This is a genomic window from Streptomyces sp. NPDC002386 (assembly GCF_053593175.1).
Window position 1 is genome coordinate 336457 of sequence record NZ_JBSFBX010000002.1, and the last position, 14657, is coordinate 351113.

General features: G+C 71.3%; 13 protein-coding genes. 8 read left to right on the forward strand and 5 right to left on the reverse strand.

The features are described from left to right. The first annotated feature begins 85 nt into the window (after positions 1–85). Positions 86–442, forward strand: coding sequence for an SH3 domain-containing protein (locus ACWCPN_RS05675; protein ID WP_365121715.1), 357 nt, complete (start codon positions 86–88; stop codon positions 440–442). Positions 443–545: 103 nt separating this feature from the next. Here ACWCPN_RS05675 and aspS read toward each other — a convergent pair whose 3' ends face one another. Further along, positions 546–2309 carry an aspartate--tRNA ligase gene (gene aspS / locus ACWCPN_RS05680; protein ID WP_199211274.1) on the reverse strand — a complete coding sequence of 588 codons (1764 nt, stop codon included), beginning with the start codon at positions 2307–2309 and terminating at the stop codon, positions 546–548. Between the two features lie 175 nt (positions 2310–2484). Here aspS and ACWCPN_RS05685 point away from each other — a divergent pair, with 175 nt between their 5' ends. Then, entirely contained in the window at positions 2485–4608 is a 2124-nt protein-coding gene (locus ACWCPN_RS05685; RefSeq protein WP_451202612.1) for an ATP-binding SpoIIE family protein phosphatase, read from the forward strand. Here the strand turns inward: ACWCPN_RS05685 and ACWCPN_RS05690 are convergent. The 3 genes from ACWCPN_RS05690 to ACWCPN_RS05700 all read right to left on the reverse strand — a co-directional run bounded on the left by ACWCPN_RS05690 (position 4578) and on the right by ACWCPN_RS05700 (position 7344). Then, positions 4578–5624, reverse strand: a complete 1047-nt coding sequence (locus ACWCPN_RS05690) for an AI-2E family transporter (RefSeq protein WP_451202614.1) — start codon at positions 5622–5624, stop codon at positions 4578–4580. The genes ACWCPN_RS05685 and ACWCPN_RS05690 overlap by 31 nt on opposite strands. A 131-nt stretch (positions 5625–5755) precedes the next feature. Further along, a complete protein-coding gene (locus tag ACWCPN_RS05695; protein WP_451202616.1) occupies positions 5756–6733 on the reverse strand; it encodes a pirin family protein in 978 nt (325 codons plus the stop codon). Between the two features lie 137 nt (positions 6734–6870). Beyond that, complete coding sequence (locus ACWCPN_RS05700; RefSeq protein WP_358929503.1) at positions 6871–7344, reverse strand: SseB family protein; 474 nt, start codon at positions 7342–7344, stop codon at positions 6871–6873. Positions 7345–7487: 143 nt separating this feature from the next. Between ACWCPN_RS05700 and ACWCPN_RS05705 the strand changes: the two genes are divergently transcribed. From ACWCPN_RS05705 to ACWCPN_RS05720, 4 genes are all read left to right on the forward strand, one after another. Continuing rightward, positions 7488–9314, forward strand: a complete 1827-nt coding sequence (locus tag ACWCPN_RS05705) for an acyl-CoA dehydrogenase (protein ID WP_451202618.1) — start codon at positions 7488–7490, stop codon at positions 9312–9314. A gap of 130 nt (positions 9315–9444) precedes the next feature. Further along, positions 9445–10743 (forward strand): M18 family aminopeptidase, encoded by a 1299-nt coding sequence (locus ACWCPN_RS05710; protein ID WP_451202620.1) that lies wholly within the window; start codon positions 9445–9447, stop codon positions 10741–10743. A gap of 130 nt (positions 10744–10873) precedes the next feature. Further along, positions 10874–11128 (forward strand): DUF6458 family protein, encoded by a 255-nt coding sequence (locus tag ACWCPN_RS05715; protein ID WP_199211268.1) that lies wholly within the window; start codon positions 10874–10876, stop codon positions 11126–11128. Positions 11129–11189: 61 nt separating this feature from the next. Next, complete coding sequence (locus ACWCPN_RS05720; RefSeq protein ID WP_365121728.1) at positions 11190–11681, forward strand: LURP-one-related/scramblase family protein; 492 nt, start codon at positions 11190–11192, stop codon at positions 11679–11681. A 49-nt stretch (positions 11682–11730) separates the two neighbouring features. On the opposite strand, the gene ACWCPN_RS05725 is transcribed toward ACWCPN_RS05720, so the two are convergent. Then, on the reverse strand, positions 11731–12549 hold the full coding sequence (locus tag ACWCPN_RS05725) for a carbon-nitrogen family hydrolase (protein WP_451202621.1): 819 nt from the start codon (positions 12547–12549) through the stop codon (positions 11731–11733). Between the two features lie 217 nt (positions 12550–12766). Between ACWCPN_RS05725 and ACWCPN_RS05730 the strand changes: the two genes are divergently transcribed. Next, positions 12767–13591, forward strand: a complete 825-nt coding sequence (locus tag ACWCPN_RS05730; RefSeq protein ID WP_199211266.1) for a maleylpyruvate isomerase family mycothiol-dependent enzyme — start codon at positions 12767–12769, stop codon at positions 13589–13591. A gap of 195 nt (positions 13592–13786) precedes the next feature. Beyond that, positions 13787–14545, forward strand: coding sequence for a class I SAM-dependent methyltransferase (locus ACWCPN_RS05735; RefSeq protein ID WP_451202622.1), 759 nt, complete (start codon positions 13787–13789; stop codon positions 14543–14545). Positions 14546–14657 lie beyond the last annotated feature (112 nt).

The window sequence follows — 14657 nt, forward strand, 5'->3', positions numbered from 1 at the left end:
TACTAGTGCCACTCGGGACCCGGACGATCCCGGGTGACGCGAAAGGAAAAGCGACAACGACAAGCACAACGACGATGGGGGTTCAATGAAGCGTCGATTCGCAGTCGTTCTGCCCACGCTCGTGGCCGTGGCCGCGAGCCTGCCGATCGCCCTGGCGACCACGCCGGCCTCGGCGGCCGCGTCCTGCGGCAAGACCGTGGCGGACAAGGACTCGAGCGCCTGGAACAAGACGGCGAACGGGGCCAACGAGCGCAGCGGCTCCAGCACCAGCTGTGCGATCAACGGGATCGCGTACAACACCCAGCGGCTGGACTACCACTGCTACACCGTCGCGGGCGACTACACCTGGACGTACGCCCGCAACGACAGCACGGGGGTGTACGGCTGGATCCGCGACGATCTGCTGAGCGACTACGGCAGCTCGGTGTACTGCGGATTCTGATACCGCCGAACTCGATCCGCGGGGTAATCCGAGCACCGCAGAAAAAAGGGCGGCCCCCCTGTGGGGGCCGCCCTCCTGGCCGTCGCGGAAACGGCGTGCAGATTTACTTCGGCTGCGGCTTCCGGACGGAAAGGTGCAGCTCGCGCAGACGCGACTCGTCCAGCTCGGTCGGCGCGCCCATCATCAGGTCCTGGGCGTTTCCGTTGAGCGGGAAGGAGATCGTCTCGCGAATGTTGGGCTCGTCCGCGAGGAGCATGACGATCCGGTCCACGCCGGGCGCGATTCCGCCGTGCGGCGGGGCGCCGAAGCGGAAGGCGCGGAGCATGCCCGCGAACTTCTCCTCGACCGTCTCGCGGTCGTAACCCGCGATCTCGAAGGCCTTGAGCATGATCTCCGGCTCGTGGTTCCGGATGGCGCCGGAGGACAGCTCGACACCGTTGCAGACGATGTCGTACTGCCAGCCGAGGATGTCCAGCGGGTCCTGGGTCTGCAGGGCCTCGAGACCGCCCTGCGGCATCGAGAACGGGTTGTGCGAGAAGTCGATCGCGCCGGTGTCCTCGTCCTTCTCGTACATCGGGAAGTCGACGATCCAGCAGAAGCGGAAGACGTTCTCCTCGAAGTGCCCGGCGCGCCTGGCGGCCTCGACCCGCACCGCGCCCATGATCTTCGAGACCTCGTCGAACTCACCGGCGCCGAAGAAGACGGCGTGGCCGGGCGCCAGCGACAGGCGCTTGGTCAGCTCGGCGACGTTCTCCTCGGTCAGGAACTTGGCGATCGGGCCGGACAGCGTCCCGTCCTCGCCGACCCGCACCCACGCCAGGCCCTTCGCGCCCAGCGAGACGGCGAAGTCACCGAGCTGGTCGAAGAACTTGCGCGGCTGGTCCTGGACCGCCGGCACCGGCAGCGCGCGCACGTGCTTGCCGGCGAAGGCCTTGAACTCCGAGCCGTCGAACACGTCGGTGATGTCGACGAGCTCCAGCTTGGCGCGCAGGTCCGGCTTGTCCGAGCCGTACTTGAGCATCGCCTCGCGGAACGGGATGCGCGGGAAGGGGGAGGTGACGTGGCGGCCGCCGCCGAACTCCTCGAACAGCTCCGTCATGAGCTTCTCGATCGGCTGGAAGACGTCCTCCTGCTCGACGAAGCTCATCTCGACGTCGAGCTGGTAGAACTCGCCCGGCGAGCGGTCGGCGCGGGCGTCCTCGTCACGGAAGCAGGGCGCGATCTGGAAGTACCGGTCGAAGCCGGAGATCATCAGCAGCTGCTTGAACTGCTGCGGAGCCTGCGGCAGCGCGTAGAACTTGCCGGGGTGGACCCGGGACGGCACGACGTAGTCGCGGGCGCCCTCGGGGGAGGTGGCGGACAGGATCGGCGTCGCCATCTCGTTGAAGTTCATCGCCGCCATCTTGTGCCGGATCGCGGAGATCACGGCCGTGCGCAGCATGATGTTGCGGTGCATGCGCTCGCGGCGCAGGTCCAGGAAGCGGTACTCCAGGCGCCGCTCCTCGTTGACCCCGTCCTCGGCGTTGATGGTGAAGGGCAGCGGGGCGGCCGCGCCGAGCAGCTCGACCTCGGAGACCTCGACCTCGATCTCGCCGGTGGGCAGGTCGGCGTTCACGTTCTCGGTTCCACGTGAAACAACGCGGCCGTCGACGCGGACCGTGGACTCCTTGGAGAGCTTGTCCAGGGCCTCGTACGAGGGCGTGCCGGGACGGGCCACGAGCTGCGTGATGCCGTAGTGGTCGCGCAGATCGATGAAGAGGATGCCGCCCAGGTCGCGCCGATTGTGCAGCCAGCCACTCAGCCGGACGTCGGTGCCGACGTCAGAGGCGCGGAGCTGGCCGCAGGTGTGGGACCTGTACCGATGCATCGTCGTTCATCGTCCTTCGTGGTGGGGTGATGAGTGCCGGGGCTGCCGCCCCGACGGGACCGGGCACGGGGCCCGGACCCATCAAGGGTACCGGGCACGCCAAGATCGGCTCCCCACCATTTACGGCGTCCGGCAAGGGTGGCAGTTATCGATCGCATCTCCTTAAATAGGGGCAATGCGTACAGGCGAGCCTCTGCCGTCCGTCGGTGACGTCCTCGCAGCCCTCGCGACCGGGCTGTGGCACTGGGACACCGCCGCCGGACTGGTCACCGTGGACGGGGAGGCGGCGCGGCTGCTCGGGCTGCCCCCGGAACCCGTCACCCTCACCGAGAGCCAGACCCGGGCGCGGCTGCACCCGGAGGACTGGAACGAGATCACCGGAGTGGTGCCGCTGGCGGTCGACGAGGGCACGCTCGCCGAGGTGCGGATCCGGATCATGGACGAGGAGGGCCGGGTCGTACGGGTCGTCCGCAGCCGTTCGAAGCCGTCCTTCGACCCGGACCGGCGGGCGTACGAGCTGATCGGCACGCTCCAGGAGGTCACCGAGCCCACCCCGGGCACCGCGGCGGCCCGCAACGCGGTCACCGGCGACTGGCGCCGCTCGCGGGAGGCGTTCCTGCTGGACGCCGGCCGGGCGCTGGCGGAGGCGCGTTCCACGACGGAGGTGCTGCGGGTCGCGGCGGGACTGTCCATGCCGGGGTTCTCCCCGGACGGGCTCGCGGTGTTCGGCGTGGAGGGCGACCGGCTGACGGTGATCGGCCACCACGGGCAGCAGCCCGGTGAGGACGGCCCCTTCCTGGGCATGCCGCTCAGCACGGACTACCCGGCCGCCGAGGTGGTCCGCACCGGCCGGGCCGTCTACATCTCCTCCCCCGAGCAGTACCGGTCGCGCTACCCCGTCACCTGGCCGCTCGCCCGGCACTTCGAGCGCCGCTCCTGGGCGTTCCTGCCGCTGACGGCGGCCGGCCGCACCATGGGCGCCTGGATGGCGGCCTTCACCTACCCGGTGGCCTTCACCCCGGACGAGCGCGCGGTCCTGACGACGGTCGCCCGGATGCTCGCCCAGGCCCTGAACCGGGCCGGCGCCGCCGACACCCAGCGGGAGCTGACCGAGGGCCTGCAGCGCTCCATGCTGCCGTCGCTGGGCCCGGAGATCCCCGGGATGACGGTGGCCGCCCGCTACATCCCGACCGGCGGCGGGCTGCAGGTCGGCGGCGACTGGTACGACATGATCCCGCTGCCCGGCGGCAGGTTCGCGCTGGCCATCGGCGACGTCCAGGGCCACGACGTCCGCGCGGCGGGCCTGATGGGCCAGCTCCGGATCGCGCTGCGCGCGTACGCCTCGGAGGGTCACCGCCCGGACGCCGTGCTCTCCCGCGCCGCCCGCTTCCTGCACGGCATCACGCACGACGAGCACATGACCGACGTGCGCTTCGCGACCTGCCTCTACGTCGAGGCCGATCCCGCGACCGGCATGCTGGAGATCGCCCGCGCCGGCCATCCGGACCCGGCGATCCGGATGGCCGACGGCACGGTGATGATGCGGCCGACGGCGGGCGGGGTGCCGCTCGGTGTCGACCCGGACGCCGACTACCCGACGACCCGGTTCACGCTGGAGCCCGGCGAGACCCTGATGCTGTGCACCGACGGCCTGATCGAGACCGGCGGCCACGACATGGAGAGCGGCTGGCGGCGCATACGCGCGATCCTCGAGGACCACACGGGCGATCTGGAGTCGATGGCGGACGCGCTGGTGCAGGGCGTGCACGGACCGTCCTCGCACCACACGACCGGCCCGCTCGCCGACCGCCGCGAGGACGACATCGCGCTGCTGCTGCTGTGCCGGCAGGGCGCGGGCTGCGGCCGCGACGACACCCTCACCCTGCGGCCCCGGCTGCGGCGCACCCTGCTGCCCGTGGCCCAGGACGAGCCCGAGCGGATCGCCGAGGCCCGCCGGCACCTGCGCGAGCTGCTGCACGACTGGGGGTCGGCGGAGCAGGTGGACTCCGCGGTGCTGCTGGTCTCCGAGATGGTCACCAACGTCCTCGTGCACACCGACGCGGACGCGCTGCTGCTCGCCGAGGTCGCCGGAGAGCCGGGCGGGCGCCGGCTGCGGGTGGAGGTCACGGACTCCGGCGACGACCTCCCGCACCGGCGCAGGCCCGGCGAGCTGGCCTCCTCCGGCCGCGGACTGATGCTGATCGAGCTGCTCGCGGACCTGTGGGGGGTGGACCCCCGCGGCAAGGGCAAGAGCATCTGGTTCGAGCTCTACGAGTCCGACGGCCCGGCCGCCGTGTGACGATCGCGGACCTCGTGCAGGACCCCGAAGACGGCCGCGGTCAGCGGCACCGAGAACAGCATGCCGAGGATGCCCGCCACGGACGCCCCGGCGGTGATCGCCAGCAGCACCACCGCGGGATGCATCTGCACGGTCCGGCTCTGGATGGCCGGCTGGAGCACGTGCCCCTCCAGCACCTGCACCGCGAGCACCACGCCCAGCGCCCACAGCGCGATGACGAAACCACGGTCGGCGAGGGCGACCAGCACGGCCACCGCGCCCGAGATGAAGGCGCCCAGGTAGGGGATGTAGGCGCCGACGAAGACGAGCGCGCCGAGCCCGATCGAGCCGGGCACCCGCAGGATCAGCAGGCCGACGGTGATGCAGACGGCGTCGATGAGCGCGATGAGCGTGGTGCCGCGCATGAACCCCTGCACCGCCCCGAAGGCACGCCGCGCCATCGCCTCCAGGGCCTCGCCCCGGGCGCCCGGGGCGACGGACCTGAGAGCCCCGGCCACCCGGTGGGAGTCACGCAGGAAGAAGAAGACGAGCAGCAGCGCGAGCAGGATCATGGCCAGGTACTCGCCCACCACGCCGACCCCGCTGATGACGTTGGAGGCCGCGGTCCCGCCGAACTTGCCCAGCAGTTCCCTGGCGTTGGCGGCCAGGTCGTCGAGCCCGGTGCCGGCGGCCCCGAAGTGCCTCGTCAGGGCCCTGACGGCCTGCCGTACCGACGCGATGATCTGGTCGCCGGTGTCGACCAGCGCGGCGACCACGATGTACACGGCACCGCCGACGACGGCCACCACGGCGACGCAGGTCAGCCCGGCGGCCAGCGACCGCTGCACCTTGGCCTTCACCAGCCGCCGGTACAGCGGCCCGAGCAGCGCCGTGCCGAGCAGCGCGAGCAGCACCGGCACGACGGCGGTACGCAGCGCCTCGCACAGCCGGATCAGCACCCAGCCGACCCCGGCGACCAGCAGCACCACGGCACACCAGGCGGCGAGACGGCGCACGGACTCGGGCAGCAGCGACACATCCCCAGCGGATCACGCCCCCGGGCCGTCTGTCCTGCCGCACGGGCCCGGCCGGGTGAGAGTCCCGGCCCCGTGCACGCCCGTCGCCCGGACCGCTGGACGGGCGGGCCGGGCGACGGGGACGGGACGGGTCAGGCCTGGGGGCCGTTCGGGGTCATGCCGTGGACGGCCGGGACCGTGCCGAGGCGGCCCTTCTGGAAGTCCTCGAAGGCCTGCATCAGCTCTTCCTTGGTGTTCATGGCGAACGGACCGTAGTGCGCCATGGGCTCGCGGATGGGCTGCCCGCCGAGGAGGACGACCTCCAGGTCGGGGGTGTGCGAGTCCTGCCGCTCGTCCGCGCGGACCGTCAGCGAGCCGCCCGCGCCGAAGACGGCGGTCTGGCCCAGGTGGACCGGCCGGCGCTCGGTACCGACGCTGCCGCGGCCGGCCATGACGTAGGCGAGGCCGTTGAAGTCCTCGCGCCAGGGCAGGGTGATCTCGGCGCCCGGGGCGAGGGTCGCGTGGATCATCGTGATCGGCGTGTGCGTGATGCCGGGGCCCGCGTGACCGTCCAGCTCGCCCGCGATGACGCGCAGCAGCGCGCCGCCGTCCGGGCTCGTCAGGAGCTGGACGCTGCCGCCGCGGATGTCCTGGTAGCGCGGGGCCATCATCTTGTCCTTGGCCGGGAGGTTCACCCAGAGCTGCAGGCCGTGGAAGAGACCGCCGGACATGACCAGCTGCTCCGGCGGGGCCTCGATGTGCAGCAGGCCCGAGCCCGCGGTCATCCACTGGGTGTCGCCGTTGGTGATGGTGCCGCCACCGCCGTTGGAGTCCTGGTGGTCGAAGATCCCGTCGATGATGTAGGTGACGGTCTCGAAGCCGCGGTGCGGGTGCCAGGGGGTGCCCTTGGGCTCGCCCGGCGCGTACTCCACCTCACCCATCTGGTCCATCATGATGAACGGGTCGAGGTGCCGGTAGTTGATCCCGGCGAACGCCCGGCGCACCGGGAAGCCCTCACCCTCGAAACCGCCCGGAGCGGTCGTGACGGCGAGCACGGGCCGTGCCACCGCGTCAGCGGGAGCGGTCACGCGGGGCAGGGTCAACGGGTTCTCGACGGTCACTGCAGGCATGGTCGGTACCTCCTTGTGCGCCCAGTTTAGTTGAGCGTTGAACTTTCTGCCACCCCACAACAGAACGAGCCCGGAGGGCATTCCCTCCGGGCTCGCAGCGGGGTGCGGGCCGGCCGCCGTCCGCACGGCGACGGTGTCTAGCCGTACATGCGGCGCATGGCGAAGTCGACCATCTGCTCGACCGCCTTGGCGTCGAACACCATGCGGTGCTCCCCCTCCATGTCCAGGACGAAGCCGTAGCCGCTCGGCAGCAGGTCGATCACCTCGGAGCCGGTGATCACGAAGTACTTCGACTCCTTGCCCGCGTACCGGCGCAGCTCCTTGAGCGAGGTGAACATCGGGATCACCGGCTGCTGGGTGTTGTGCAGGGCGAGGAAGCCGGGGGTGTCGCCGCGCGGGCAGTACACCTTCGACGTGGCGAAGATCTGCTGGAAGTCCTCGGCGGGCATCTGTCCGGTGGTGAAGGCGCGCACCGCGTCCGCGAGCGACGGCGGGGACGGCTCCGGATAGAGCGGCGGCTGCTGGCCGTACCCGCCGACACCGCCCTGCTGCGGAGGGACGTAACTCTGCTGAGCGGCGCCACCGTCCATGGGCTGGCCGTATCCGTACATGGGCAGAAGAGTACTCAGTCACAGATGACGGAATCGGGCTTGCGTCTTATTACCGACGGGTAGCATCATCGTAGCTACTTGTTGGTACGTGAACCAGATGCGAGGAGTCAGTGCCTCGCCGAGTCCGATACGGAGCCGTCACCATGGGGCACTACAAGCCGAACCTCCGCGACATCGAGTTCAACCTGTTCGAGGTGCTCGGGCGCGACAAGCTGTACGGCACCGGCCCGTTCGGCGAGATGGACACGGACACCGCCAAGAGCGTCCTCGAGGAGCTGACGCGTCTCGCGGAGAACGAGCTGGCCGAGTCCTTCGCCGACGCGGACCGCAACCCGCCGGTCTTCGACCCCGAGACGAACACCGCGCCGGTCCCAGCGTCCTTCAAGAAGAGCTACAAGGCCTTCATGGAGTCCGAGTACTGGCGTCTGGGCCTGCCCGAGGAGATCGGCGGCACCACCGCTCCGCCGTCCCTGATCTGGGCCTACGCCGAGCTCGTCCTCGGCGCGAACCCGGCCGTGTGGATGTACTCCTCCGGCCCGGCGTTCGCCGGCATCCTCTTCGACGAGGGCAACGACGTCCAGAAGAAGATCGCGCAGATCGCCGTGGAGCGCACCTGGGGCTCCACCATGGTGCTCACCGAGCCCGACGCGGGCTCCGACGTCGGCGCCGGCCGCACCAAGGCGGTCCAGCAGGAGGACGGCTCCTGGCACATCGAGGGCGTGAAGCGCTTCATCACCTCCGGTGAGCACGACATGGAGGAGAACATCCTCCACTACGTGCTCGCGCGTCCCGAGGGCGCCGGTCCCGGCACCAAGGGCCTGTCCCTCTTCCTCGTCCCGAAGTACCTCTTCGACTTCGAGACCGGCGAGCTGGGCGAGCGCAACGGCGTCTACGCCACCAACGTCGAGCACAAGATGGGCCTGAAGGCCTCCAACACCTGCGAGATGACCTTCGGCGACCGGCACCCCGCCAAGGGCTGGCTGATCGGTGACAAGCACGACGGCATCCGCCAGATGTTCCGCATCATCGAGTTCGCCCGCATGATGGTCGGCACGAAGGCGATCTCCACCCTCTCCACGGGCTACCTCAACGCCCTGGAGTACGCCAAGGAGCGCGTCCAGGGCCCGGACCTGGCGAACTTCATGGACAAGACCGCGCCCAAGGTCACCATCACCCACCACCCCGACGTCCGCCGCTCGCTGATGACGCAGAAGGCGTACGCCGAGGGCATGCGCGCCCTCGTCCTCTACACGGCCTCGGTCCAGGACGCCATCGCGGTCAAGGAGGCGAACGGCGAGGACACCAAGGCCGAGCACGCGCTCAACGACCTGCTCCTGCCCATCGTCAAGGGCTACGGCTCGGAGAAGGGCTACGAGCAGCTCGCCCAGTCGCTGCAGACCTTCGGCGGCTCCGGCTTCCTGCAGGAGTACCCGATCGAGCAGTACATCCGCGACGCCAAGATCGACACCCTGTACGAGGGCACGACCGCGATCCAGGGCCAGGACTTCTTCTTCCGGAAGATCGTCCGCAACCAGGGCGCCGCGCTGAACTCGCTCGCCGAGGACATCAAGAAGTTCCTGGCGCTCGGCACCGGCGGCGAGGAGCTGGCGGGCGCCCGCGAGCACCTCGCGAAGGCGGCCGTCGAGCTGGAGGCCATCGTCGGCCTGATGCTGACCGACCTCGCGGCCACCGAGCAGGACGTCAAGAACATCTACAAGGTGGGCCTGAACACCAGCCGCCTGCTGCTCGCCTCCGGTGACGTCGTGGTCGGCTACCTGCTGCTGAAGGGCGCCGCCGTCGCGGCCGAGAAGCTGCAGACCGCCTCCGCCAAGGACAAGGCGTTCTACACCGGCAAGATCGCGGCGGCGAAGTTCTTCGCGGCCAACGTCCTGCCGGGCGTCACCCTGTCCCGCAAGATCTCGGAGAACGTCGAGCTCGACCTGATGGAGCTGGACGAGTCCGCCTTCTAGGACGCCCCCGGGCCACGGGCCGGCCGCCTGGCGGAAGGCCCGTCCCGCATCCACCGATCACCCACTGATCGCAGCCGTGGGCCCGCTCCCGTACCGGGGGCGGGCCCACGCACGTCGTTAAGGTAAGCCCATGAGCGCACCAGCCCGCTTCGATCGCGGCCACACCGACGACCTGATGTCCTTCCTGGCGGCGAGCCCGTCGCCGTACCACGCCGTGGCGAACACCGCCGAGCGGCTGGAGAAGGCGGGCTTCCGGCAGGTCGCCGAGACGGACGCCTGGGACGGGACGAGCGGCGGCAAGTACGTGCTGCGCGGCGGGGCGATCGTCGCCTGGTACGTCCCCGAGGGTGCCGCACCGCACACCCCCTTCCGCATCATCGGCGCGCACACCGACTCGCCGAACCTGCGGGTCAAGCCGCTGCCCGACACCGGCGCCCACGGCTGGCGGCAGGTCGCGGTGGAGATCTACGGCGGCCCGCTGCTGAACTCCTGGCTCGACCGCGACCTGGGCCTGGCCGGCCGGCTGACCCTGCGCGACGGCAGCACGGTCCTCGTCGACGTGAACCGCCCGCTGCTGCGCGTGCCGCAGCTCGCCATCCACCTGGACCGCGCGGTCAACAGCGAGGGCCTCAAGCTCGACAAGCAGCGCCATCTGCAGCCCGTGTGGGGGCTCGGCGACGACCTGCGCGACGGCGACCTGATCGCCTTCCTCGAGGAGGAGGCCGACCTGGCGGCGGGCTCGGTGGCCGGCTGGGACCTCATGGTGCACCCGGTGGAGGCGCCGGCCTACCTCGGCCGGGACCGTGAACTGGTCGCCGGTCCCCGGATGGACAACCTGCTGTCCGTGCACGCCGGCACGGCCGCCCTGACCGCCGCCGCGTCCTCCGGCGCCGCCCTCGGCCACATCCCCGTCCTGGCCGCCTTCGACCACGAGGAGAACGGCTCCCAGTCGGACACCGGCGCGGACGGCCCGCTGCTCGGCTCGGTCCTGGAGCGCTCGGTGTTCGCCCGCGGCGGCTCCTACGAGGACCGGGCCCGCGCCTTCGCCGGCACCGTCTGCCTGTCCTCCGACACCGGCCACGCCGTCCACCCCAACTACGCCGAGCGGCACGACCCCACGCACCACCCGCGGGTCAACGGCGGGCCGATCCTGAAGGTCAACGTCAACAACCGCTACGCCACGGACGGTTCGGGCCGCGCGGTGTTCACCGCCGCCTGCGAGCGGGCGGGCGTCCCGTTCCAGAGCTTCGTCTCCAACAACTCCATGCCGTGCGGCACCACCATCGGCCCGATCACCGCGGCCCGGCACGGCATCCGGACCGTCGACATCGGCGTGGCGATCCTGTCCATGCACAGCGCGCGTGAACTGTGCGGCGCCGACGACCCGTTCCTGCTGGCGAACGCGCTGGTGGCGTTCCTGGAGGACTGAGCCCGGCCCGCCCCCGCGGCCCGGCACCACCGCTGAACACCCGTCACGGGCCGTCCCATACATGTTCGGGACGGCCCCGGGTACCCGGACGGCACCGGAGATTCCGGAACCGGAAGGGGAGGCGACGACAATGGGCCTCGGCGGTTGCATCATCCTCATCGCCCTGGGTGCCATCCTGACGTTCGCGACGGACTGGCACATGCAGGGAGTCAACCTCGACCTCGTCGGGATCATCCTCATGGCCGTCGGGCTCATCGGCGTCGCCACGTTCAGCGGCATCGCACGGCGCCGTCGGGTCGTGGTGCCGCCGACGCCGGTCGTCGAGGAGGAACACCACCACCACCATCACGTCCGCGACGGCTACTCCGACGGCTACGGCGTGTGACGCTCCCCCTGCCCGGGGACGGCTTTGTGACGACCGCCCGGTGCCGGGGAACGGTCAGTGCATGAGATTCCTCGTACGCGACCGGATCCTCGGCATCGGTGACGACTACTGGATCGAGGACGAGCACGGCCAGAAGGTGTTCCTCGTCGACGGCAAGGCCATGCGGCTGCGGGACACCTTCGAGCTGAAGGACGCCCAGGGGCGCGTCCTCATCGACATCCACCAGAAGATGTTCGCCCTGCGCGACACCATGGTGATCGAGCGGGACGGCGAAGGCCTGGCCACGATCCGCCGCAAACGGCTGTCGCTGCTGCGCAACCACTACCGGGTGTCCCTGGCCGACGGCACCGACCTGGACGTCAGCGGCAAGATCCTCGACCGGGAGTTCGCGGTCGAGTACGACGGCGAACTCCTCGCCGTGATCTCCCGGCGCTGGCTGCACGTGCGTGAGACGTACGGCGTCGACGTCGTACGGGAGGACGCGGACCCGGCGCTGCTGATCGCGGTGGCGGTGTGCGTGATCCACCTGGCGGAGAAGGAGCGCGAGGACTGAGCCGGGGCCACGGCCGGGTGGGGACCCCGGCCGTGGCCCCAACCTCGCCTCAGCGGCGCGGCGGTTCGAGTCCCATCACCCGGTCCTTCAGCACCGGGAACTGCTCACGGGTCGCCGCCACCTTCGCGGGGTCGAACTCCACCGTGAGGACCTCCTCGCCGGCGCCCGCCTCGGCGAGCACCTCGCCCCACGGATCGACCACGATCGAGTGCCCGGCCTGCGGAACCCCGGCGTGCGTCCCGGCCGTTCCGCAGGCGAGCACGAACGCCTGGTTCTCCACCGCCCGCGCCCGCGCCAGCAGCGTCCAGTGCGCACGCCGTCGCTCGGGCCAGCCGGCCGGGATCACCAGCGTCTCGGCGCCCGCGCCGACCAGCGCGCGGAACAGTTCGGGGAAACGCAGGTCGTAGCAGGTGGCGACGCCGAGGGTGGTGTCGGGCAGCCGGACCGTCACCACGTCCCGTCCCGCGCTCATCAGCACGGCCTCGCCCTTGTCGAAGCCGAAGCGGTGGATCTTGCGGTAGGCCGCGGCCGGCTCGCCGGAGGGTGAGAAGACGAGCGAGGTGTTGTAGAGGGGGCCGTCGCCCCCGGCGGGGCCGCCGTCGGACGCGGCGCGTTCCGGGATCGAGCCGGCGTGCAGCCACACACCCGCGTCGCTCGCGGCCTTGGCCATCACCTCGTACGTCGGTCCCTGGAGCGGTTCGGCCTCCGCGCCGAACTCCTCGTAGGCGAAGGCGCCGGTGGTCCACAGCTCGGGCAGGACCACGAGGTCGGACCCGGCCTGCTCCCGGATCAGGGCGGCCGCCCGCCGCCGTCGGGAGGCCACCGATTCGCCCTCGTCCACGGCGATCTGGATCAGCGAGGCGCGCACACTACCACCGTCCTGGCATTCGAGTCGTCCATACAGGCCTACGATCGTCACACGAAAGCACTGCCGGGGTGCCTCGGAGCAGCGTAACTTGGGGGTCCCCCGCTCGAGCGAAGTCGAGAGCCGGGGGAGTGCCACGACACCCGCCGAGTGCAGCCACCGTCCGCCGGCAACGCCGCCACAACCTGCCCGTGTACCGACCGCCGAGGGGTCCCGTTCCGTGAGTCTGCATCCCACCCTCCAGCCCTACGCCGACGCCTGGACCCACTCCATCGAAGCGATATCCGAGCTGGTGCAGCCGCTCCCGGAGGCCGAGTGGAACCGGCGGACCCCCTGCCCCGGCTGGTCCGTCCGCGACGTGGTCTCGCACGTCATCGGCCTGGACTGCGAGATGCTCGGCGACCCCAGGCCCATCCACACGCTGCCCCGTGACCTCTTCCACGTCACCAACGGCCACCAGCGCTACATGGAGATGCAGGTCGACGTCCGCCGGCACCACACGGCACCGGAGATGACGGCGGAACTGGAGTACACCGTCATCCGCAGGAACCGCCAGCTGCGCAACGAGTCCCGCGACCCCGGCACCAAGGTGCGCGGCCCGATGGGCAGCGAGGTCACTCTCGAACAGGCGATGCGCACGAGGGCCTTCGACGTGTGGGTGCACGAGCAGGACCTGCGCGCGGCCCTCGCCCGCCCCGGCAACCTCGACTCCCCCGGCGCCCACGTCACCCGCGACATGCTGCTGGAGGCGCTGCCCAAGGTCGTGGCGAAGGACGCCGACGCGCCGCGCAGTTCCGCGATCGTCTTCGACGTGCACGGGCCCGTCGAGTTCCTGCGCACGATCCGGGTCGACATCCAGGGCCGCGGCACGCTGGAGACCGCGCCCGCCCTCGGCCCGGCGGCCACCATCACCCTCGACTGGGAGACCTACGTCCGCCTGTCCTGCGGCCGGGTGACCCCGGAGGCGGTGGCGGACCGGGTGAAGACGGAGGGCGACCCCGAGCTGACGGCGGCCATCCTGCGCAACCTGAAGGTGACGCCGTAGCGGAGCCGGAGCCGAGGCGTGCGGGTCCGCCGACGCGGAGGGGGGCGGCTCGCAGTGCCGGGGCGGGCCGCTCGCGGGACCGGGGCTCGCGGCTCGCGGCTCGCGGCTCGCGGCTCGCGGGACCGTAGCGCGCGGCGGCTCCGAGGCCGCGATATTCCGGTGACCGGAGCCACCCGGCTCACTAACGTGCCCCGCATGACCGACGACGACGGCCCGCCCCGGCTCACCCGCCTCACCTTCCACGGCCCCCTCTCCGACGCCCGGGCGACCGCCCTGGTCCGCAGGCTTGCCGCCACGCGGCCCCGGACCGTGCTGGACATCGGCTGCGGCTGGGGCGAACTGCTGCTCCGCCTGCTGGAGGCCGTACCCGGCGCCCGGGGGGTCGGCGTCGACGTCAACGGCGAGGACCTGGTCCGCGGACGGCGGAACGCCGGGGCGCGCGGGCTCACGGACCGTGTGGTGTTCGCCGAGGAGTCCGCGCTGGGCACCGGCCGCGGTCCCGCCGACCTGGTGCTGTGCCTGGGCGCGAGCCAGGCGCTGAGCACCGCCGCCTCCCCGGTCGCCGGGGCGCTGCGCGAGCTGCGGCGGCTGGTGGCCGAGGACGGGCGGGTGGTGCTCGGCGAGGGCTTCTGGGAGCGGCCTCCGGCCCCGGACGAGCTGGCCCGGATGTGGCCGGAGGCGTCCGCGGGCGACCACTGCGACCTGGGCACCCTGCTCGACCTCGCCGTCGAGGCCGGCTTCCGGCCCGAGTGGACGGAGACCGCGAGCCGGGAGGAGTGGGAGGAGTTCGAGTCCGCCTACCAGGCGGACTCCGAGGTGTGGCTCGCCCGGCATCCGGAGCACCCCTCGGCCGCCGCGCTCCGCGACCGCCTCGACCGGCACCGGGCCCAGTGGATGGCCTACCGGGGCGTCCTCGGCCTGGCCTACCTCACGCTGGTCCCGGTGGCCCGCTGACGCACTCCCAGGAGCCGTCCGCGGGGACGCACTCCCAGGAGCCGTCCGCGGGCCGGTGCCGGACCCGCCCACCGGCCCGCGGCGGGTGCCCGCCGGGAACCCGTCCGGTGTA